Raw genomic sequence first — 22,382 nt, forward strand, 5'->3', positions numbered from 1 at the left:
ACCGAGGAGGAGAGCTCATGATTCGTCGTAACAAAATTTCTGTTATTGGAAGTGGCTTCACCGGTGCAACGACTGCACTGTACTTGGCTCAACGTGAGCTAGGGGATGTCGTACTGCTCGATATGGAAGAAAAAGTAGGACCGACGAAAGGGAAAGCGCTCGACATGCAAGAAACGGCACCGATTCAAGGGTTTGATTCGTGGGTCACAGGTACGTCTGATTACGCGGACACGGCCGATTCCGATGTGGTTGTCATTACCGCGGGAATCGCGCGCAAGCCGGGGATGAGCCGGGACGACCTCGTCGCAACGAACGCAAACGTCATGCGCTCGGTTGTGAAAGAGATTGCCCGTTACTCTCCAGACGCCATCCTGATCGTATTGACGAACCCAGTAGACGCCATGACGTACGCGGCGTTCAAAGAATCAGGGTTCCCGAAAGAACGCGTCATCGGTCAATCCGGTGTATTGGATACGGCTCGCTTCCGAACGTTTGTGGCACAAGAGCTGAATGTTTCTGTCAAAGACGTATCCGGATTCGTCCTTGGAGGTCATGGAGACGAAATGGTGCCTCTCGTACGCTATTCTTACGCTGGAGGCATCCCGCTCGAAAAACTCATCCCACATGAGCGAATCGAGCAAATCGTTGAACGGACACGAAAAGGTGGCGGCGAGATTGTCCAACTACTGGGCGATGGCTCGGCGTATTATGCGCCAGCCGCTGCCATCGTGGAGATGGTCGAGGCGATTGTAAAAGATCAGCGTCGAATCTTACCGGCCATCGCATACCTTGAGGGAGAGTACGGATTCCATGATTTGTATCTTGGCGTCCCGACGATTCTTGGTAAACATGGAATTGAGCAAGTTTTAGAGCTCGACTTGACGGATGAAGAAAAAGCAGCGCTATCGAGGTCTGCGGATTCTGTCCGCTCGGTATTAAGCGTCTTATAAGTTTGAGGTGCTTCCTGTCATGTTGCAGGAGGCACCTTTTTTGCGCCTTCTCTCTTATCGAACATGCTACACTGAAAGTGGATTTGTTTTGTTTTTGTAAAGATTTGCTTTGAGGTTGGTCGTTTCAAGCATTGATTTGTAAAATAGAAAGTGACATTTGATGGTTTAAGAGGAGGAAGCAGTGTGGCTGATAAAGTAATTGTTGTCGACGATGAAGTGTCGATTGCGACATTATTGAAATTTAATTTAGAACAAGCTGGCTTTGAAGTAGAGACGGCGCACGACGGCAAAACCGGATTGGAATTGGCTGAGAAAAAGGACGCCGTGCTCATTGTGCTCGATTTGATGCTCCCGGAGATGGATGGACTTGAAGTGTGCAAACGACTTCGTCAGCAAAAAGTCAATACACCGATTTTAATGCTCACGGCAAAAGATGATGAGTTTGACAAAGTATTGGGGCTCGAGCTCGGAGCGGACGATTATTTGACGAAGCCGTTCAGCCCACGTGAAGTAGTCGCGCGCGTCAAAGCGATTCTTAGACGTTCTGCCCCGCAAGAATCGGCGGTTGAAGAGGACGTCATTCAAATCGGAGATGTTAAAATCGTCACTTCAAACTACGAAGTGTTCAAGCAAGGGGAGCGCCTCGAGTTGACGCCGAAAGAATTTGAATTGTTAGCCTATTTGGCGAAAAATAAAGGACGCGTGTTGACGCGAGATCAATTATTATCGGCCATTTGGAATTATGACTTTGTGGGTGATACCCGGATTGTTGATGTCCATATCAGTCACCTTCGTGAAAAAATTGAACCGGTAACGAAGAAACCGACCTATATTAAAACGATTCGTGGTCTTGGCTATAAGATGGAGGAGCCGACTTCGGAATGAAGACGTATCGCTCTAGATTTATGACGACTCTCATTTTTCTTGTGACCGGTGTCTTGTTGACGCTCGGGATTGTCCTTGGGCAACTCTTCAAAGACTTTTATCTGGATTCTGAACGAGACCGTCTAAAAGAAGATGCTCAATTGGCAGCCCTCTACCTCGAAGGAGGCGAATTGGACGAGATTCGTGAGTATGTCGGTCAAATCGATGACGGAAGCAGCTTTGATATTCTCCTTCTCAATAGTCGGATGGAGGTAATCGCTGGCACGCCGTTTCGCGTCGGGTCCATCGATTACAAAATTGATCCGAATATGGTCCCTGAGGAAGGGACGTTCGGTGAAGCGGATGAGGACGAGTTGATTCAATATACAAAACCGATCGAACTTGCGAAGGGTGGGACAGTCTATTTAACATTCATCCGTTATGTATCGGATTTAGAAGGGGTGTACAATCGCATCTGGTTGACGATTGCCCTCGCGCTCTTCTTCTCCTTCTTCATAATTTTATTCGTGCTCCAACATTTGACGAATCAATTTATTCGACCAATCGATGAGGCGACGATCGTTTTGCGGGAACTGGCGGACGGGAATTATCGGGCCCGTGTGTATGAACTCAGAAATGATGAAGAGACCGGTAGCCTAGCAGGGTCAATCAACGTGCTTGCCCGGAATTTGGAGTCGATTTCTCTCGGGGAGTCCGTACAACGGGCGAGACTCGAATCGTTAATCGAGTATATGGGGGCGGGTCTTCTGCTCGTCGACGAGCGAGGGATTGTCACGTTGGTCAACCGCTCTTATCGTGAAATGTTCCAATACGATGATTTAACGATTGGACAATTTTATCACGGGATTCTACCGAGTCCTGAAGTAGAAACACTGATCGAAGACGTTTATCTGACGGAAGAGGTCCACCGCCGTCAGTTATCGATTCGAACGGGATTCAATCAAAAAACGTATATGGTATCCGCAGCACCGATTTTCAGTGACACCGGGATGCTTCGCGGCACGACGTTACTGTTTAACGATATCACGGAACTGAAACGACTTGAGAAGATGCGGAAAGATTTCGTGGCGAACGTTAGTCATGAACTGAAGACACCGCTCACATCCATACGTGGGTTTAGTGAGACGCTTCTTGATGGGGCGAAAGAAGTCCCGGAACTTCGAGACCAGTTTTTAGACATCATCCAGAAAGAAGCGACACGGATGCAGATGCTTGTTGAGGATCTCCTTGAATTGTCGAGATTGGAGCGGGATGACTTCCAAATGGAGTTGGTGTCCGTCGATCTGAATCAGCTCGTCGATGAGGTCTGTCTCCTGCTCAGTCAAAAGGCGAGCAAGAAGTCGATTCAGCTAGAAACGAAACACGAGGGGACGGTCGTCTTGCAAGCGGACCTGAACCGAATGAAGCAAGTCATCATGAACTTGGTCGCCAACGCCATCAACTATTCACCAGAAGGAAGTCGTGTCGACATCGCCGTGGAAGCAATGGCAGATTCCTATAAACTTCGCGTCAAGGACAACGGAATCGGGATCGCCGAAAAAGAAGTGAGTCGTATTTTTGAGCGCTTCTATCGTGTCGATAAGGCAAGAAGTCGGAACTCGGGTGGAACTGGCCTCGGACTCGCCATCGTGAAACACATCATCGATTTGCATCATGCCACGATCGACGTAGAGAGTGAGGAAGGCAAAGGAACGACGTTTACCATTACATTCCCTCGGGTTTAACAATGACTTTATCGTTCGTTCATATTTACTTTACAAAACCTTGCTATTCTATGAATGAGACCTCTTCATCATCTCGTGACTCGATCGGTGCTCATCTCCACACGATCGAGAATTTGGCCCTTTTCTATTCGTAGAAAAGGGTCTTTTTTTTCGAACGCATGTACCCGTATGGTATGATGGTTGAAGAGAAGAATGGAGGTCGATTGAATGAATAAACTACTAGTCCTTGATGGGAACTCCTTAACATATCGTGCGTTTTTTGCACTGCCTCCGATGTCGGATGCGTCAGGTCGGAATACGAATGCAGTGTATGGGTTTACGATGATGTTATTGAAACTAATGGAAGATGAGCAACCGACTCATTTTGCTGTGGCGTTCGATGCGTCAAAGAAAACGTTCCGTCACGATACGTTCGCGGAATACAAAGGTGGACGTCAAAAGACACCGGGAGAATTGCGTGAACAATTTCCGCTCGTGCGTGACGTTTGTCGGGCGTTTGGCATCTCTGTCTTAGAGCTTGACCAATACGAGGCGGATGATATCATCGGGACGCTCTCAAAAGACCCGACTTTTGATCAGGTGACGGTTGTGACGGGGGATAAGGATTTACTTCAATTGATCAATGAACGTGTGACGGTCTATTTGACGAAACGAGGCATCACCGACGTCGAGAAAATGACCGTGACCGCGTTCAAGGAACGCTACGACGGACTACAACCGATTCAGATGATTGACCTAAAAGGATTAATGGGAGATAAATCTGACAACATTCCTGGTATTCCAGGGGTCGGGGAAAAGACGGCACTGAAGTTGATTGCCACATACGGTACCGTCGAGGCCCTTTACGAACATACGGATGAGTTGAAAGGGAAGCAAAAGGAAAAAGTAGAGGCGAATGAACAAGAAGCGAAAATGTCGAAACAGTTGGCGACCATTTACACGGATGTACCGATTGATGTGACGATGGATGATCTTCTCTTTAAGCCATATGACGCTTCGGTCGTCAAAACGTTATTTATGGATTTACAGTTCAAGTCACTCATCGGCAAACTGACGGATACCTCTTCAGAAGAACCGGTTGAAAAAGCGGAGCGACCAACAATCGCGTTGGTCGATCAAGATTTGTCACGTGCTGTGTTGATGCTTGAACAACTGCATGATGATTATTTTGAAGAAGACGTGATTGGAGTGGCGATCGCGTCGGAGCGAGGTGTCACGATTGGAGATGTGACGCTTCTTGAGGACGAACGGGTCAAGGAATGGATTGAAGACGAGACGAAGACGACGATTTGTCTCGATGCGAAACAGACAATCATTCAATTGAAACGTCATCAACTGGCACTGCGTGGGTATGAAGACTTGCTAGTCGCAGGGTATTTGCTCAACCTATCTGGCGGGACATCTCTCAGTTCGATTGCCGCACACTTTACGTATCCTCTTGAGGAAGATGAAACGGTCTACGGAAAAGGTGCAAAAATCAAGGTCCCAGAAGAGAACGTCTTTCATGCACATCTCGCAGAAAAGGCGTACGCCATCTACACCTTGTTTGAACGTGTGGTTTCGGAGTTGAAAGAGAATGAACAGACAGAACTCTACGAAGCGCTTGAAAAACCACTCGTCTCCGTATTAGCCGAGATGGAGTGGGCCGGTATCCACGTAAATGTCGAAACCCTTCAACATATGGAAACGGACTTACGTGAACGTCTAAACGCACTCGAGGTCACGATTCATGAATTAGCCGGCGAACCGTTCAACATCAACTCACCGAAACAGTTAGGGGTCGTCCTGTTTGAAAAACTGTCACTCCCTCCTGTGAAAAAGACAAAAACAGGGTACTCGACAGCAGCGGATGTCCTCGAGAAATTGGCGCCGCTTCATCCGATCATCGAGAAAATCATGCATTATCGTGAACTTGGCAAGCTTCAGTCCACGTATGTCGAAGGCTTGCAGAAAGTCGTGAAGGATGATGGCAAGATTCATACGCGTTATACACAGACGCTTACTCAAACGGGACGGCTTTCGTCGGTTAACCCGAACCTTCAAAATATTCCGATTCGATTAGAAGAAGGGCGTCGCATCCGTAAAGCGTTTACCGCGAGTGAACCGGGATGGGTACTTTATGCGGTCGATTACTCTCAAATCGAACTGCGCATCATGGCACATATGTCACAAGATGAGAAGATGATGGCAGCCTTCCTTCACGATGAGGATATTCATACGTCGACGGCGGCGAACGTGTTTAAAGTTTCCACTGAAGAAGTTACGTCACTCATGCGTCGTCAAGCAAAAGCCGTCAACTTCGGAATCATCTATGGCATCAGTGATTATGGACTCTCACAAAACCTAGGGATTACACGGAAAGAAGCGCAGACCTTTATCGATACGTACTTTGAACAGTTCCCTGGGGTGAAGACGTTCATGGATGCCGCGATTGAACGGGCACGTGAACACGGGTTCGTCGAGACGATGTTGAAACGACGCCGGAACATCCCGGACATCCATTCTCGTAATTTCAACTTGCGTGGGTTTGCTGAACGTACCGCAATCAACACACCGATTCAAGGAACGGCAGCGGACATCATTAAAAAAGCGATGATTGATGTCGATCATGCGTTAAACACGTCAAAACTTCAATCTAAGCTGTTGTTACAAGTACACGATGAATTGATATTCGAAGGTCCGGCCGAAGAGATGGAAGCATTAGAAAAACTTGTGACCGAAGCGATGGAACATACGGTCACACTTGATGTCCCGTTACGTGCGGACGGAGCGGTTGGAACGACATGGTTTGACACGAAATAAACGGATAGAAAGGAAATCAGTATGCCAGAATTACCAGAAGTCGAAACGGTCTGTCGTAGGTTGCGACCTGCCGTTTCAGGAAAAACGATTCAGTCTGTCGATGTCCTTGACCCTAAAATTATCCGCGGACTCGACCCCGAAGAATGGGTTCACCATTTGATAGGAGAAACGATAACGGATGTGGAACGTCGGGGGAAATTCATCTTATTCAAATTGACGAACGGGTATCTCGTCTCCCATCTTCGGATGGAAGGGAAGTTTTTCCCTTATGACTCCATTACAGAACCGGTAAAACATACACATATCGTGATTACGTTCACGGACCAATCGACTCTACACTATAATGATGTCCGTAAATTCGGTACGATGGAGTTGCGGACGAATGAAACGATTCATACCACACCACCGCTCTCATTACTTGCGTACGAGCCGTTTGACGAGCGTGTGACAACCGAGGTGTTACACCGACGTTTAGAGCGCATGAAGACACGCGCGATTAAGACCGCCCTCCTCGATCAATCCATCTTTGTTGGATTAGGTAACATCTATGTAGATGAGACGTTGTTTCGTGCGGGTGTCCATCCGACACGACCGGCCGCAAGTTTGTCACACGAAGAAGTCGACCGTGTGCGGACTGAAGCCATTGCTGTATTGACTGAGGCCATTGAGCGTGGAGGTAGTACGATTCGCAGTTATGCCAATCCAGATGGGGCCACAGGAACGTTTCAAGAGAGGCTCTACGTGTATGGACAGACCGGAGAACCGTGCCGCCGATGCGGACATGAAATTGAAAAGATGAAATTGGGCGGGCGAGGTACGCATTACTGTCCGCACTGTCAACAACGTTAAGGGGTGGACGTGTATGTTGAAGATTGGATTGACTGGTGGAATTGCAACCGGGAAGTCTACGGTATCGCGACTGTTTCGAGAACGAGGCATTCCGATTATCGATGCCGATTTGATTGCAAGGACGGTCGTTGAACCAGGAGGAAAGGCGATTGAGGGGGTAAGGGCCGCATTTCCAAAATGTTTTGTGGGCGACGTGCTGAACCGTCCTGCGCTCGGTCGGGAAATCTTCCATGATGAAGCAAAACGTCAGCAATTGAATCAATTGATGCATCCAGCGATTCGAGAAGAAATGAACGAGCAAATGCGAACGTATGAGGCATCGGGGGAACCTGTCGTCATTTTTGATATTCCCTTATTGTTTGAAGGGACGATGCTCGATCTGGTTGATTATTCCGTCGTCGTCTATTGCCGTGAAGAGATTCAACTGATGCGTCTCATGGAACGGAATGGATTGACGAAAGAAGAGGCGTTAGCCCGTATTCGTTCACAGATTCCAATTGAAGATAAAAAGCACCAGGCGGATTTCCTCATAAACAATAATGGGGCATTAGGGGACCTCCCTCCACAAATCAATCGTCTGGTCGAACAGTTTCAAACGATACAAAAAGAAGGCGACTGATATCGCCTTCTTTTTAGTTTAATGGATCGGATTCTGGAGACCCTTTTTTCCATGTATCATAAATCGCACGTCCATCACTAGGATGACCGTTCGAATAATAGATGGGATAGAGTGAGAAGAAGATATAGTAGAATGAGAAATAGGCGAACTGATACGTATAGAGTGTCGGTTCAATATCTCGTCGAAGAATGAACGCGTTGACGATTAAGATGCTCGCTAAATTGAAAATGGCTCCACCGCCATAGACTAGCGTACGGGTGACCTTGTTGCTCCATCTTAAATCAGTGAACTGGCACCATGCATCGTAAAAATAAACACGATTTACTTGTAAACGACCTACTTTAAATAGTTTCTTCCCGGTACCGATTTGCATATCGAGTGAGCCGCCGAACAACTTTGCGAAGAAGAAGTGTCCAAGCTCATGAATTAACGTCACAATCGGTAAAATGATAAAGAACGAAATAAAGAATTTATCGATATCTCCCCAATCAAACATCATGACGCCTCCTTTCTCTTGTCTGTTACGCCAAGAAATTTCCCTCATTTTCAAAAAATAAACAAAGAAAAACGGAAAAAATGTGACGAATCATAGTGAAAACGCTTACAGCTATCCGTTATAATGAAACCGTAATGTAGAAAAAGGGGGATCTATCATGGGGACAAAAGTGGCAATTAACGGATTTGGTCGAATCGGAAGAATGGTATTTCGAAAATTGATGCTCGAGGGACGTCATGAAGTGGTGGCGATTAACGCAAGTTATCCGGCGGAAACACTTGCGCATCTCATTAAACACGACTCGATTCATGGTCCATTCGGATTGACAGTACGTGCGCATGGGGATGCGCTCGAAGTCGATGGGAAACGGATTGAACTCATTTCGGAACGTGATCCATCACGCTTGCCTTGGTCAGACCTTAAAATCGACATCGTCGTCGAAGCGACCGGGAAGTTTAACTCTGATAGCGGGGCACGACTTCATCTCGAGGCAGGGGCGAAAAAAGTGATTTTGACCGCACCGGGTAAAGGGGATTTACGAACGATCGTGATGGGGGTCAATGATCGTGACTATCGCCCGGAGGAAGATCATATCATCTCAAACGCATCGTGTACGACGAACTGTCTCGGACCTGTCGTGAAGGTCTTACATTCGACGTTCGGTATTGAAACGGGACTGATTACGACCGTTCACGCCTATACGAACGATCAGAACAATATTGATAACCCGCATAAAGATTTGCGTCGCGCGCGCGCGTGTGGCAGTTCCATCATCCCGACATCGACGGGAGCGGCTAAGGCGATTGGTCTTGTGATGCCGGAACTACAAGGAAAGTTGAACGGAATGGCACTCCGTGTGCCGACTCCGAACGTATCACTTGTCGATTTGGTCGTCGAACTCCACCGAGATGTCACGGTCGATGAAGTCAATGAAGCGTTTGAACGGGCAGCGTTTGGAGAAATGACAGGTATTTTAGGCGTTTCTCACGAACCGCTCGTCTCTATTGATTTTAACGGGGACGATCGCTCGTCGATTATCGACATGGATTCGACGATGGTGCTCGGCGGAAATCATGTCAAAGTACTCGCATGGTATGACAATGAATGGGGCTATTCATGCCGTGTCGTGGACTTGTTGGACATGGTGGCCAGCTATCTTCAAATCGGTCAGCAAGAAACACACGCCTAAAAAATATTACGTTCAGGAAAATATTTTTTGAATTTTTTTATCAAATGTCTTGTAAGGACGTCCCAAACACGTTACACTCAATTTCGTGAACTTCAATTGGTCTGACAAACGCAACTTAAAGGGTTAGGACCTCTTAGGACTAACTTGCCCCCGTGGTTGTGGGCGATTCAGGCACAAAGTGAGTGATCATCAACTACTTTGAGACCATTGATGTAAAGGGGGATCCACTAATATGGATACTATGGGACGTCACATTATTACAGAACTTTGGGAGTGCAATCCCGACAAATTGAATGATATCGACTACATCGAGCGTTTGTTCGTCGATGCTGCTCTTCGTTCGGGCGCTGAAGTCCGCGAAGTTGCATTCCACAAGTTTGCGCCACACGGTGTAAGTGGAGTCGTCATCATTTCAGAATCACACTTAACGATTCACAGTTTCCCAGAACATGGCTATGCGTCAGTTGACGTGTTTACATGTGGAGATCGAATCGATCCGGCTACAGCATCGCAGTATATTGCTGAAGGATTGGATGCAAAAGTACGTGAAGATGTGAAACTTGAGCGTGGAATGGGACCGATTCGTGTTCCGGAAGCGCAAGTGGCAATCAGCAAATAAATCAGATTGACCTTTTGAGGCTGGCCGTTTAATGGTCAGCCCTTTTAATTGTTTTGTTGTCGCCTTAATTTTGATATGCTTAACGTATATAACTCAGGCGTTGAGGTGGATTATGGGACTGTTAGATAAGTTACAAACACATATTGAAACGAAAGATACACATAAAAATGAAATGCTCCAAACACGTTACTATGCGGCATCGTCACATGCGATGTTGCAATGGTTAGAAGGAAAGATTCAAGAGAACGGACAGACGGTTCGTCGAATCGATGCAAATCGAGGGGAACTTTCATTTGTAGGGGAAGGTTGGGACGGGCTCATCACGATTGTTCAAGTGGATGGCGGTCGGACGGCAGTCGATTTCACATTAAACCGTGAGCAGCGACTCGGTGCAGACCTCTCGCAAATTGTATCGCACTACTACGAGGCACTCACGCAACAATTCCCGCTACGTGCTATTGGAAATAAAACAGTCGAACGATAAGGAGGTTTGAGCATGCGTTGTCCGAAATGTGATCATAATGGAACGAGAGTGCTCGATTCCCGTCCGGTGCAAGACCATTATTCGATTCGACGTCGTCGTGAATGTGAAAAATGTGGGTATCGGTTTACAACGTTTGAGACGGTCGAACAGACACCGCTCATCATTGTCAAAAAAGATGGAAATCGTGAAGAGTTCAGTCGTGAGAAAGTACTTCGCGGCATTATTCGGGCGTGCGAGAAACGACCGGTCACACTTGAACAGCTCGAAGGGGTTGTGACGAAAGTCGAACAGCAACTCCGTGCCCTCGCCCAGTCAGAAATTCCAAGTGAACAAGTAGGCGAGCTTGTGATGAATGAACTTGCACGAGTCGATGAAGTCGCATATGTTCGGTTCGCATCGGTTTATCGTCAATTCAAAGACATCACGGTGTTCTTTAAAGAACTTGAAGATTTAATGAAGCAAGAAAATTCGACCAACTAAAGGGCGGCCTGCTGGTCGCCCTTTTTCAAGGGAGAGAGCCATGGAGAAAGAACGTACAATCTTTGGGACGGACGAATTGTTAATCATGAGTACCGGTCTTGTCGACCGTGAATCGTACCAGTCCCTTTACCACTTATATCAACCTGTCATCGGAGTGAAGGCGCTCGCACTCTATCAAACGTTATGGAGCGAACTGAAGCCGGGCAAAATGAAATCCAACTATATGTCACATAGTGCATTATGTGAGATGTTGGAGTTCTCTATCAATGAGTTAATGGACAGTCTGTTCCGTTTAGAAGCGATCGGGTTAGTGCGCACCTATAAAACAAAAGACGCTCGATTGACACAATACGTCTATCAGTTACGCGTCCCGCTTGCACCGCACACGTTTTTGAATGATGGGTTACTGTCGAGTTTCCTCTTCTATAAAGTCGGGGAAGTACGATTCAAACAACTGCAAGGGCGTTTTACGATTGATCCGTTGCCGGCAGGCATCGTCGAGGTGACAAAGGACTTCAATGAAGTGTTTGATGTCAAAGGAGTAAACCATCGTGCGTTCACACAAAAAAATTATGAAAAGCCGGACCGGGCAAAGATTGAAATCAACTATTCGTTCGATATGGAAATTGTGAAAAAACTGACGAATTTTCCAGTTGGATTTTTCACGAAAAAATTAGACGAAACGATCACAAAACTGGCCTACGTGTCTCAACTCGATGAAGAGACGATGGCTGAGATGTTAAAAGAGTATTTCGTCCATGAGGCGTATCTGCCACTCAGTGAGCAAGAGAAGCGGGACGGGTGTCGTCAAATGGTCTTACAATTGAAAAAGAAACAGACGCGCCATCGGAAAGAGAAGACCGTCGAACTTGAACAGACGAAACTAGGAGACTTGCATGACCCTGAGGTGATGGAGTCCGCACATCCGCATCAATATGTCTCGACGCTTCGGAAGACCCCGCAACTTTCAAAGAGTGATGAACAGTTAGTCATTGAACTCGTCGACACACTCGGTCTCGCGCCAGGGGTCATCAATGCGCTCTTCTATTACTGTATCGAAGTGAAGAAGCAGACGCGGCTGAGCGAGAACTATGTCTTGCGCATTGCGACAAGTTGGAAAACAGCAGGCTATACGAACGCAAAAGAAGCGCTAGAGCGTGAAGAATCTCAAGATGCGCTCATCGAGAAGAAACAACAAAAACGCGAGAGCGTGCAACGCACCACGGTCGGGTCACGACGGAAACCCCAGCAAGGGGATATGCCGAAGTGGCTCGAGGATGAGGCGAAACAACAGCGCTCATACGACCAAGCGAGGAAAAAGGAACTTGAGTCGTCCGTTCCGGATGACGCGGAACTCGTGAAACTATTAAATGAATTGAAAGAGAAGGGGTGAGGGGATGGAACGAATCAATCAGTCGCTGTCTCAGTTGATGAACCGAAAAGAAGTTCGTGAGGCGTACGAGTCGATTCGCAGACGTACACTGAATCACCCGGGTGTCATCGCATTTTTGAACGCTCATCCAGAGTTAGAGGAGAAGGCGATTGAAATCGGGTTTACCAAACTGAGTGAGTACGCGGAACAGATGGATGGAAAAACGTTCATAGAAGATCAGGCCGTCATCCCGGGTCATCAACCGGTGCTCTATGTCGATCTAGGACAGATTGCCATTCGCTATGAAGAGACGGTCGCTCATCGTCAGGCGAGACGCCAAAAAGAGATGGACCGTAAGTTTAAGAGTTTGTTCTTACCGGAAGAAGTCCGTGAGGCGAGCTTTGAGTCATTTGATTGGGCCGACGACGCGCGTAAAATCGCATTGCGTGAAGCGATGCGATTCGTGACAGGGATGAAGGCGCGTCAAAAAGTGAACGGTCTCTATCTCCACGGTAGTTTTGGCGTCGGGAAGACGTATTTACTCGCCGCAATCGCCAATGAGTTGAAGGTGGCGGACATCGAGACGATTTTAGTTCACGCCCCGGGCTTTGTGTCGGAGGCGAAACGTAAAATCCGTACCGAGTCGTTCGATTCTTTCTTGACGTCGTTTCAACATGTGCCAGTCTTATTGATTGATGACATCGGAGCTGAAGCCATCAGTCCGTGGGTACGAGATGAATTGTTCGGCATCATTCTTCAGTATCGGATGATGCATCGCTTACCGACGCTCTACAGTTCAAACTTTAGCGGGGAAGAGCTCGAGACGCACTTTTCAATCGATGGTTCGCCGCAAAACAAAATGAAAGCACAGCGACTCATGCAACGTATTTCTACGACGACGACCCAAATTGAATTAAAGGGTGAAAATCGGCGTCGGTAAAGGATTGTTTTTCTCTGGTGAGTTGACTATACTAAGAATCATATAAAGGATGCATAGAAGAGGATATGGATCATCGAGACGAGTTTTAGCGAGGGAAGGGCGGTGGAAGCTTCCTAACGACGACGATGCATTTACTCCCTCGGAGCACCGTACGGGTCAATCGTGCGGCGATTCACACTCGTTATCGTGTGTTCGAGCCAAGCAGATTGCTTGGGAACGAGGGTGGTACCACGAGAATCAAAGCTCGTCCCTTTTTGAGGGATGGGCTTTTTTTATATTCATTTTTGAGAGGGGACAAATGTACATGATTCAATTAACATTTCCAGATGGCGCGGTAAAAGAGTTCGAAGCCGGCGTCACAGCAGAAGACGTCGCGGGCTCGATTAGTCCGGGACTCCGTAAAAAAGCAATCGCAGCAAAACTAGACGGAGAACTCATCGACTACCGTCGTCCAATCGAACATGACGGCAAAATCGAGCTCGTGATGCCGGACTCGGAAGACGGTCTTGATTTGATGCGTCACTCGTCGGCTCACTTGATGGCTCAAGCAATCAAACGGTTATACGGAGAAGACAATAACATCTATCTCGGAATTGGGCCGACGATTGAGAACGGATTCTATTACGATATCGAGATGGATCGTCGCATCAATGAGGAAGACCTTCCTGAAATCGAAAAGATGATGAAACGCATCGTCGATGAGAACTTGGAAATCACACGCGAAGTCGTTTCTCGTGACGAGGCGCTCGCTCGCTATAAAGAGTTGGGAGACCCGCTCAAGATCGAGTTGATCGAGGATATTCCTGCTGATCAAACACTGACAATCTACCATCAAGGTGAGTTCTTTGATCTTTGCCGTGGACCACACGTCCCGTCAACATCGAAGTTGAAAATCTTCAAATTGATGAGCGTGGCTGGTGCCTACTGGCGTGGGGACTCAGACAATAAGATGTTACAGCGTATTTATGGAACAGCGTGGGCGACGAAAGAACAACTCGCTGAACACTTGCGTCTTCTTGAAGAGGCGAAAGAACGCGATCATCGTAAACTCGGGAAAGAACTCGACCTCTTCTTCGTCTCACAAGAAGTCGGTCAGGGGCTTCCGATGTGGCTTCCAAAAGGGGCTTCGATTCGTCGTACGGTCGAGCGCTACATCGTTGATAAAGAGCTCGAACTCGGATATCAACATGTCTACACACCGGTTCTCGGTTCGGTCGACTTGTACAAGACATCTGGACACTGGGATCACTACCAAGACGACATGTTCCCGAAAATGGAGATGGACAACGAAGAACTCGTCCTTCGTCCGATGAACTGCCCGCACCATATGACAATCTACAAACATGAGCCACGTTCGTACCGTGAACTTCCACTTCGAATCGCTGAGCTTGGTGGAATGCACCGTTATGAGATGTCAGGGGCGCTCACAGGTCTTCAACGTGTTCGCTACATGGTCTTGAATGATGGACATACGTTCGTTACACCGGAACAGATGAAACAAGAATTCAAAGACATCGTTCATTTGATTCAAGAAGTATACGCTGACTTCGGCATCAAAGATTATCGTTTCCGTCTCTCGTATCGCGATCCTGCTGATAAAGAGAAGTACTTCGATAACGATGCGATTTGGGAAATGGCACAAAGTCAGTTGAAGGAAACGATGGATGAGCTCGAGCTTCCATACTTTGAGGCGGAAGGGGAAGCGGCATTCTACGGACCGAAACTCGACGTGCAAGTACGGACGGCGCTCGGGAAAGAAGAGACGCTCTCGACTGTCCAACTCGACTTCTTGCTTCCGGAGCGTTTCGATTTGACATACACTGGGCCAGACGGTAAGGACCACCGTCCAATCGTGTTGCACCGTGGTGTCGTCTCAACGATGGAACGGTTTGTCGCCTACTTGATTGAAGAGTATAAAGGCGCGTTCCCGACATGGCTCGCACCGGTCCAAGTCAAGTTGATCCCGGTTTCACACGTACACGACGAATACGTCGCGGAAGTGAAAGCAGAACTCGTCAAACGTGGCGTCCGTGTCGAAACGGATCTCCGTGACGAGAAACTAGGTTATAAGATTCGTGAAGCACAAATGAAGAAGATTCCGATGACGCTCGTTCTTGGGGATAAAGAGCGGGATGAGCGTGCGGTCAATATTCGCCGCTACGGTCAGCAGGAGCAAGTTTCTGCTTCACTTGATGAATTCATCGCATCGCTCACAGATGAGATTGCGAACCGTTCACGTTAAGTGAGGGACCACCTTTCCAACCAGAAAGGTGGTTTTTTTCGGTCTATAGACGGATGTGTATTTGTTCATCTACACGTATCGTAAACATAAGGAGTGATACTTAATGAATTATATGAAGCCAGTATTGGCACTTACCATTGGAGCGGTTGCGTTCACAGGAGCGCTTCCAAAAGTCGGAGCGGAGGCCATCGTCAACGATACGATTGTGACGCTCGGGGAATCGTTATCTTCAGAGCAACAAAAATGGGTACTCGAACGTATGGATGCCCCAGAAGGAATCGAACCCATTATCACGACTGCCGCAGATGAAGAAAAATATTTAGGAGACTCGGTTCCGCAAGCACAACGTGGAGGCGGCATGTACTCGTCTGCCCGAATCAAATTGACGAACGGGACAGGTCTTGATATTCAAACGGAAAACGTGACATGGGTCACGAAAGATATGTATGCGAACGCCCTCGTCACGGCAGGTGTGACGGATGCGGACATCTATATCACTTCACCGATTAACGTGACGGGCACCTCGGCTCTGACGGGAATTATGAAGGCATATGATCAGACCGCGGCCGAGACTGGGATTGAACTGTCGGAGGAGCGAAAAGAATTGGCACAAGAAGAGCTGGCGGTTACGTCTGAAATCGGTAAGACGGTCGGACAAGAGGATGTAGCAGGTCTCATGAACGAGATTAAAGCGGAAATTGCAAATCAGATGCCGGAGACAAATATTGAGATCCGTGACATCGTCATTCAAGTATTGAACCAAAATAACGTCCAGTTGTCTGAGGGCCAACTCGATCAACTGACGACACTATTCGAAAACATGCAACAGGCCAATTTAGATTGGTCAGCGATCAGCAGTGGATTGAAAGATGCGGGTCAAGATGTGCAGGCATTCCTCGAACAAGAAGAGGTGAAAGGATTCTTCGCCCGATTGTTTGAGGCGATCGGGAACTTCTTCAAGTCACTTACAAACTAAGTGGTATTAAAAAAGGGCGCCTGCCCTTTTTTAGTACCACCGTTTATGGATATAATTTTGAGCCGACTCATGGTCATCGACGATTTTTAAAGTGATGCGATTCATTTCTTCTAGTAAGTCTGTCAATACCGCCTGTAATTTTTCATCTTCTAGCCCATGTGCTTGCATCGTCTTACTGACAATCTGCTGGACTTGATCATGGTAGTCATGTTCTCGCGATACATCTTTTCGCCAGTTCATGTCGATCCCTCCTTTGATATTTCATTATTCCCTTTGAAAAGGTATTGCGAAACGAGAGAATGACTGGTATCATCATAAAAGTGTGAGCTACCAATTATTCATGCGCGATATCTTGACATCTTTTCCTGCTAGTGCTAAGATGACATAGTGATTAAAAACAACAAAGCAGAAGCACCCGCTTTTCACCTCGTCTGAGAGTCATCAGGCAGGTCCATCAAGTTCTTGGTTCATTCGGCATCGTCTGCCGTTTTATGACCTCAACTGATGTGTGGGTGGGAAACTGCCGACGCTTTTTTTATTGCCATGTTGTCTTGTCAATCTAAATCTCGTGCAATCGCACGATGGAGGTGCTAACCATTAGCAAAGAGCTCTTTATCAACGAAAACATTCGTGCCCGTGAAGTACGTCTCATTGGCGCAGACGGTGCACAACTCGGTGTGACATCACGTAACGATGCGTTACGTTTAGCTGAAGAAGCGGAACTAGACCTCGTCTTAGTCGCAGATAAAGCAAATCCACCGGTCGCTAAAATTATGGATTATGGGAAGTACCGTTTCGAACTCCAGAAAAAGGAGAAAGAAGCGCGTAAAAACCAAAAAGTCATCCAAATGAAAGAAGTACGTCTCAGTCCAACAATCGAGGACAACGATTTCCAAACAAAATTGCGTAATGCACGCAAGTTCCTTGAAAAAGGAAACAAAGTGAAGGCTTCGATTCGTTTCCGCGGACGTGCCATCACACACTCGGAAATCGGGAAACGTGTTTTGGACAAAATGGCAGCGGAATGTGCCGATTTGGCAACAGTTGAACAAAAGCCGAAGATGGAAGGACGCAGCATGTTCTTAGTGCTGGCTCCGAACAAAGAAGATTAATTATCGATTCTCAGTGGGGAGGAAATACTCATGCCGAAAATGAAATCGCACCGCGGTGCTTCAAAACGTTTCAAACGTACAGCATCAGGTAAACTCAAGCGTTCACACGCTTACACAAGTCACTTGTTCGCAAACAAATCGACTAAAGCGAAACGTAAGCTCCGTAAAGGCGCTATCGTATCAGCTGGAGACTTCAAACGCATTCGCAACATGATCGCGAAGTAATACAGAAACAATTTAGGAGGGAATCCATATGCCACGCGTAAAAGGCGGTTATACGACTCGTCAACGTCGTAAAAAGCAAATTAAACTTGCCAAAGGATACTTTGGTTCGAAACACATTCTATTTAAAGTAGCAAAACAACAGGTCATGAAGTCACTCATGTACGCTTACCGTGACCGTCGTCAGAAGAAACGTGATTTCCGTCGTCTTTGGATCACACGTATCAATGCGGCAGCACGCACAAACGGTCTCTCATACAGCCGTATGATGCACGGCCTCAAGCTTGCAGGAATCGACATCAACCGTAAGATGCTTGCTGAGCTTGCTGTGACAGATGCACAGGCATTCGCGTCACTCGCTGAAACAGCTAAATCAAAATTGAACGCGTAATCGTTCAATCGACAGCGCCGAGACACTCTCTCGGCGCTTTCTTTTTTCTTTAGAATTTCTTAGAATTAAGAGAAGGAGGAAAGCGTATGAATCAATCGGTTGTTGCGATCGTCGCCTTAGCGCTCATTGTCTTGAACGTTTACACCTACATCCAAGCGAAACAGTATGCGCAAGGAAAAGGTGACTTTAACGTCCTATTCGCCTATGCAGGAGGAGCCATCGGTGCCTTGTTCGGTCTTCATTTGACTCGGAAGAAGACGGTTCATGCCCCAAAACTGCTTCAATTACAAGTATTGATTTTAGCAGTGGGCTGGTCTTTAATGATTTTAGTACTGCTATAAGTGGAGATAGAGGAGGAACATCCGGTGAACTGGACAACATTGTTTGATCGGCAGCGCGAATTAGACGAGCGGATCAAAGCACAACATGGATTATCCGGCAATCAATTCGATGAACGGTTACTGGCGCTGCTTGTCGAGCTCGGTGAACTGGCTAACGAAACACGTAGCTTTAAGTTTTGGTCGAAGAAAGGACCGTCGCCTCAAGATGTGATCTTAGAAGAATATGTAGACGGCATTCATTTCTTACTGTCACTTGGTCTTGCGCTTGGGTATGAACGAGATGCGTTTCCTGCGGGAAGTTCATATCTTGATGCGACTGATGCTTTTTTAGATATTTATCGAAAAGTGACGAATTTTGGTCTTTCAAAAACGGAAGCCATGTACGAGACGCTGATGGCAGCTTATCTCGAACTTGGTTATACGCTCGGTTTTAATGAGCAACTCATTTTGCTAGCATACATGAATAAAAATGAAGTAAACCATGAGCGACAAAATCAAGGATATTAATGAAAAGGAGCGGATTGATATGAATGAATCGTTACATATGTTAAAACGTTTGACGGATGCAACAGGCGTCCCAGGAAATGAGGGAGAAGTCCGTCAATTGATGCGTGAATACCTCGAGCCGCATGTCGAGTCGTTTGAACAGGATGGACTCGGAAGTCTATTTGGTCAAGTGACCGGAGATGCTGAAGGTCCGCGTGTCATGATTGCGGGTCACATGGATGAAGTCGGCTTCATGGTGACGCGTGTGGAAGAAGGCGGTTTCCTTCGTTTCCAGGCGCTCGGTGGCTGGTGGAACCAGGTGCTGTTGGCACAACGAATGGATGTAGTCACACGGTCTGGTGAAAAGATTCCGGGTGTCATTGGTGCGAAACCACCTCACGTCCTACCGCTTGAGGCACGGAAGAAGCCCGTCGAAATCAAAGATATGTTCTTAGATATCGGTGCGACGTCGAAAGACGAAGTGGCTGAGTGGGGAATTCGTCCAGGCGATACGGTCGTGCCACATTGTGAATTCACAGTCATGAAAAATGAGAACTTCTTGATGGCGAAGGCATGGGACAACCGCATCGGATGTGCGATTGCCATCGAAGCAGCAAAACGTCTGAAGGAAGAATCGTTCCCAGGCGTCATGTATACAGGAGCGACGGTACAGGAAGAGGTCGGGTTACGTGGAGCGGTGACCGCTGCCAACTTGATTCGCCCGGATGTCGCGATTGCTGTCGATACAGGCATTCCGAGTGATACGCCGGGAATGACCCAAGCAGAAGGGTTGTCAAAACTCGGGGACGGGGTTCAAGTCATCTTCTTTGATGCGACTACCGTCACGAACCCACGCCTTGTCGACCTCATCGTTGACGTGGCCAAAGAGCAAGACATCAAATATCAATTGGACTTAACGCCAGGCGGTGGCACAGATGCTGGGCGATTCCATCTTTCTGGGATCGGGATGCCGGCCATCGCATTGACAGTGCCGGTCCGCTATTTACACACGAACGTGTCCATCATCCATAAGGATGATTACGAGGCAGCGGTACAACTCGTTGTCGCATTGACGAAACGTTTAGACCACGAAACGGTCCAATGGTTGAAAGAGGGATAATATGACGAAGATTACGTCTACGAAGAGCGAGACGATTAAACGATTAAAACGATTGATGACGAAAAAAGGTCGTCAAGAAACGGGTCAATTCCTAGTAGAAGGAGAACATTTGGTGGACGAGGCCATTCGTGCCGGTCGACTCGTCCAACTCATCATGGCTGAGTCGTATTCACCAAAAGGAACGTGGCGACTTGAAGATATGCCAGTCCTCGAGTTATCCGACCACGTTGCGGACCTTCTTTCCGAAACGGAAAAGACCCAAGGCGTGTTTGCCGTTGTCAAGATGACGCCGGTGGAACGAAAAATGAAGAAGGTACTCGTACTAGACCGAGTACAGGACCCGGGTAATCTCGGTACGATGATTCGGACAGCAGATGCTGCCGGATTCGATACGGTGTTACTCGGGAAAGGGACGGTCGATCCGTTCAACGCCAAAGTCGTACGTGCCACACAAGGTTCACTGTTTCACGTGAACGTGACCTCGGTCGACTTGCTTGAAAAGTTACCTGAGCTGAAAGAGGATGGATTCCACGTCTACGGCACAGCTCTCTCAAAGGCAACATCGTATGAGCAAGTTGCATTCGAAGACAAAGTGGCCCTCGTCATTGGGAATGAGGCACAAGGGGTTCATGCTGATGTATTGGCACTCTGTGACACACGTGTGCATATTCCGGTGCTCGGCGACGCGGAATCGCTCAACGCGGCGGTCGCTGCCGGTATTTTAATGTATCGCATCGCTTTACAATAATCTTGTCAGCACGTGAAAAACGTGATAGGTTAAACACATCGATGAATAAGATATGACGTTGAAAGAACATAGTAAGCGAATGACCGATTCCGTTCAGGGAGCAAGGGCCGTGACTGAGAGCCTTTGCCGGATTCGTCGCTGAATTCACTCTGGAGTCGTGTTGGAGACAACACCGGTTTGGCATCACGATAACGATGCTCTCAAGTGGGCCATGAATAATTGGCCAAGTAGGGTGGTACCGCGATGATTCGTCCCTTCAGTCAACGACTGAAGGGACTTTTTTATGTAGAGGAGGAAGCGAACACATGAAAGAACAATTAGAACAGTTACAAGTGGAAGCGTTAGAAGAAATCAAACAGGCATCCACACAAAAATCATTGAATGACGTCCGCATCAAATATTTAGGGAAAAAAGGACCGATGACTGAAGTGCTCCGTGGCATGGGTAAATTATCTGCCGAGGAACGTCCGATCATCGGTGAGTTGGCGAATACCGTTCGTACCGCGATTCAAAGCACACTCGATGCTCGAATCGAAGAGGTGAAGGCGATTGAATTAGAGGAAAAGTTAAATGCGGAAACGCTCGATGTGACTCTACCGGGGCGGACATCGACTCCTGGCCACAGTCATCTCTTACAACAAATCATCGACGAGATGGAAGACTTGTTCGTTGGACTCGGATATACGATTGCTGAAGGTCCTGAAGTCGAAACTGATCTCTACAATTTCGAAATGCTCAACTTGCCGAAAGATCATCCGGCACGAGACATGCAGGACTCGTTCTATATCACGGAAGAGACGTTACTTCGTACTCATACGTCTCCTGTACAGGCTCGCACGATGTTGGAGGCGAACGGAAAACCGATTCGCATCATCTGTCCAGGTAAAGTGTATCGTCGTGATGAAGACGATGCGACGCACTCGCATCAATTCATGCAAATCGAAGGATTGGTTGTCGATGAATCCATCTCGATGGCTGACTTGAAAGGGACGCTCGAAGTGTTCGTGAAGCAGTTGTTCGGAGAAACGCGCGAAATTCGTCTCCGTCCAAGCTTCTTCCCGTTCACGGAACCATCGGTCGAAGTCGACATCTCTTGCTTCAAGTGTGGCGGGAAAGGATGTAACGTATGTAAAGGAACCGGGTGGATTGAGATTCTCGGAGGCGGAATGGTCCATCCGCATGTATTGGAGATGGCTGGCTATGACTCGTCAAAAGTGTCAGGGTTCGCATTCGGAATCGGAGTGGAGCGTATGGCGATGCTCAAACACGGCGTCGACGACATCCGCCATTTCTACACAAATGACTTACGTTTCATCGAGCAATTCTAAGGAGGAA

Annotated in this window: 24 protein-coding genes; 22 read left to right on the plus strand and 2 right to left on the minus strand. The window is 47.5% G+C overall.

Annotated features, from left to right (window positions below; all coding sequences use genetic code 11):
- The first annotated feature begins 17 nt into the window (after window positions 1–17).
- The 6 genes from mdh to coaE all read left to right on the plus strand — a co-directional run bounded on the left by mdh (window position 18) and on the right by coaE (window position 7,829).
- Window positions 18–950: a malate dehydrogenase gene (gene mdh, locus KNO70_RS04425; RefSeq protein ID WP_078147188.1), complete on the plus strand. Its 933-nt coding sequence runs from the start codon at window positions 18–20 to the stop codon at window positions 948–950.
- A gap of 183 nt (window positions 951–1,133) precedes the next feature.
- A complete protein-coding gene (locus KNO70_RS04430) occupies window positions 1,134–1,835 on the plus strand; it encodes a response regulator transcription factor (RefSeq protein ID WP_074036521.1) in 702 nt (233 codons plus the stop codon).
- The gene (pnpS, locus tag KNO70_RS04435; RefSeq protein ID WP_214811307.1) at window positions 1,832–3,559 is read left to right on the plus strand and encodes a two-component system histidine kinase PnpS; all 1,728 of its coding nucleotides are present in this window, start codon (window positions 1,832–1,834) and stop codon (window positions 3,557–3,559) included. Before KNO70_RS04430 ends, pnpS begins: the two co-directional genes overlap by 4 nt.
- 207 nt (window positions 3,560–3,766) lie before the next feature.
- Complete coding sequence (gene polA, locus KNO70_RS04440) at window positions 3,767–6,361, plus strand: DNA polymerase I (protein WP_214811310.1); 2,595 nt, start codon at window positions 3,767–3,769, stop codon at window positions 6,359–6,361.
- Window positions 6,362–6,382: 21 nt separating this feature from the next.
- Complete coding sequence (gene mutM / locus KNO70_RS04445; RefSeq protein ID WP_078147185.1) at window positions 6,383–7,210, plus strand: bifunctional DNA-formamidopyrimidine glycosylase/DNA-(apurinic or apyrimidinic site) lyase; 828 nt, start codon at window positions 6,383–6,385, stop codon at window positions 7,208–7,210.
- A 13-nt stretch (window positions 7,211–7,223) separates the two neighbouring features.
- Window positions 7,224–7,829: a dephospho-CoA kinase gene (coaE, locus tag KNO70_RS04450; protein WP_012726710.1), complete on the plus strand. Its 606-nt coding sequence runs from the start codon at window positions 7,224–7,226 to the stop codon at window positions 7,827–7,829.
- A gap of 13 nt (window positions 7,830–7,842) precedes the next feature.
- On the opposite strand, the gene KNO70_RS04455 is transcribed toward coaE, so the two are convergent.
- Entirely contained in the window at window positions 7,843–8,325 is a 483-nt protein-coding gene (locus KNO70_RS04455; protein WP_012726709.1) for a site-2 protease family protein, read from the minus strand.
- Between the two features lie 157 nt (window positions 8,326–8,482).
- Between KNO70_RS04455 and KNO70_RS04460 the strand changes: the two genes are divergently transcribed.
- The 8 genes from KNO70_RS04460 (at window position 8,483) to KNO70_RS04495 (ending at window position 16,627) form a co-directional block, all read left to right on the plus strand.
- Entirely contained in the window at window positions 8,483–9,514 is a 1,032-nt protein-coding gene (locus KNO70_RS04460) for a glyceraldehyde-3-phosphate dehydrogenase (RefSeq protein ID WP_078147184.1), read from the plus strand.
- Between the two features lie 232 nt (window positions 9,515–9,746).
- On the plus strand, window positions 9,747–10,133 hold the full coding sequence (gene speD, locus KNO70_RS04465) for an adenosylmethionine decarboxylase (RefSeq protein ID WP_012726707.1): 387 nt from the start codon (window positions 9,747–9,749) through the stop codon (window positions 10,131–10,133).
- A 112-nt stretch (window positions 10,134–10,245) separates the two neighbouring features.
- Window positions 10,246–10,617, plus strand: coding sequence for a hypothetical protein (locus tag KNO70_RS04470; protein WP_214757473.1), 372 nt, complete (start codon window positions 10,246–10,248; stop codon window positions 10,615–10,617).
- Window positions 10,618–10,629: 12 nt separating this feature from the next.
- Entirely contained in the window at window positions 10,630–11,097 is a 468-nt protein-coding gene (nrdR, locus tag KNO70_RS04475; protein ID WP_012726705.1) for a transcriptional regulator NrdR, read from the plus strand.
- A 40-nt stretch (window positions 11,098–11,137) separates the two neighbouring features.
- A complete protein-coding gene (locus KNO70_RS04480; protein WP_012726704.1) occupies window positions 11,138–12,490 on the plus strand; it encodes a DnaD domain protein in 1,353 nt (450 codons plus the stop codon).
- 4 nt (window positions 12,491–12,494) lie between these two features.
- On the plus strand, window positions 12,495–13,409 hold the full coding sequence (gene dnaI / locus KNO70_RS04485) for a primosomal protein DnaI (RefSeq protein ID WP_012726703.1): 915 nt from the start codon (window positions 12,495–12,497) through the stop codon (window positions 13,407–13,409).
- A gap of 298 nt (window positions 13,410–13,707) precedes the next feature.
- Window positions 13,708–15,651 carry a threonine--tRNA ligase gene (gene thrS, locus KNO70_RS04490; RefSeq protein ID WP_012726702.1) on the plus strand — a complete coding sequence of 648 codons (1,944 nt, stop codon included), beginning with the start codon at window positions 13,708–13,710 and terminating at the stop codon, window positions 15,649–15,651.
- Between the two features lie 103 nt (window positions 15,652–15,754).
- On the plus strand, window positions 15,755–16,627 hold the full coding sequence (locus KNO70_RS04495) for a DUF1002 domain-containing protein (RefSeq protein ID WP_214730470.1): 873 nt from the start codon (window positions 15,755–15,757) through the stop codon (window positions 16,625–16,627).
- 30 nt (window positions 16,628–16,657) lie between these two features.
- Here KNO70_RS04495 and KNO70_RS04500 read toward each other — a convergent pair whose 3' ends face one another.
- Entirely contained in the window at window positions 16,658–16,867 is a 210-nt protein-coding gene (locus tag KNO70_RS04500; RefSeq protein ID WP_012726699.1) for a hypothetical protein, read from the minus strand.
- Window positions 16,868–17,208: 341 nt separating this feature from the next.
- Between KNO70_RS04500 and infC the strand changes: the two genes are divergently transcribed.
- The 8 genes from infC (at window position 17,209) to pheS (ending at window position 22,375) form a co-directional block, all read left to right on the plus strand.
- Window positions 17,209–17,739 carry a translation initiation factor IF-3 gene (gene infC / locus KNO70_RS04505; protein WP_012726698.1) on the plus strand — a complete coding sequence of 177 codons (531 nt, stop codon included), beginning with the start codon at window positions 17,209–17,211 and terminating at the stop codon, window positions 17,737–17,739.
- A gap of 30 nt (window positions 17,740–17,769) precedes the next feature.
- Window positions 17,770–17,964: a 50S ribosomal protein L35 gene (gene rpmI / locus KNO70_RS04510; RefSeq protein WP_012726697.1), complete on the plus strand. Its 195-nt coding sequence runs from the start codon at window positions 17,770–17,772 to the stop codon at window positions 17,962–17,964.
- Between the two features lie 28 nt (window positions 17,965–17,992).
- Window positions 17,993–18,352, plus strand: coding sequence for a 50S ribosomal protein L20 (gene rplT / locus KNO70_RS04515; protein ID WP_012726696.1), 360 nt, complete (start codon window positions 17,993–17,995; stop codon window positions 18,350–18,352).
- Between the two features lie 86 nt (window positions 18,353–18,438).
- On the plus strand, window positions 18,439–18,693 hold the full coding sequence (locus KNO70_RS04520; protein WP_031423177.1) for a membrane protein: 255 nt from the start codon (window positions 18,439–18,441) through the stop codon (window positions 18,691–18,693).
- 24 nt (window positions 18,694–18,717) lie between these two features.
- Window positions 18,718–19,200 (plus strand): dUTP diphosphatase, encoded by a 483-nt coding sequence (locus KNO70_RS04525; RefSeq protein WP_012726694.1) that lies wholly within the window; start codon window positions 18,718–18,720, stop codon window positions 19,198–19,200.
- Window positions 19,201–19,219: 19 nt separating this feature from the next.
- Window positions 19,220–20,299, plus strand: a complete 1,080-nt coding sequence (locus tag KNO70_RS04530) for a M42 family metallopeptidase (RefSeq protein WP_078147180.1) — start codon at window positions 19,220–19,222, stop codon at window positions 20,297–20,299.
- Window position 20,300: 1 nt separating this feature from the next.
- Window positions 20,301–21,047: a TrmH family RNA methyltransferase gene (locus tag KNO70_RS04535; protein WP_031423182.1), complete on the plus strand. Its 747-nt coding sequence runs from the start codon at window positions 20,301–20,303 to the stop codon at window positions 21,045–21,047.
- 305 nt (window positions 21,048–21,352) lie between these two features.
- Window positions 21,353–22,375, plus strand: a complete 1,023-nt coding sequence (pheS, locus tag KNO70_RS04540) for a phenylalanine--tRNA ligase subunit alpha (protein ID WP_031423184.1) — start codon at window positions 21,353–21,355, stop codon at window positions 22,373–22,375.
- Window positions 22,376–22,382 lie beyond the last annotated feature (7 nt).

Source organism: Exiguobacterium sp. s181 (assembly GCF_018617125.1).
Lineage (GTDB): Bacteria > Bacillota > Bacilli > Exiguobacteriales > Exiguobacteriaceae > Exiguobacterium > Exiguobacterium profundum.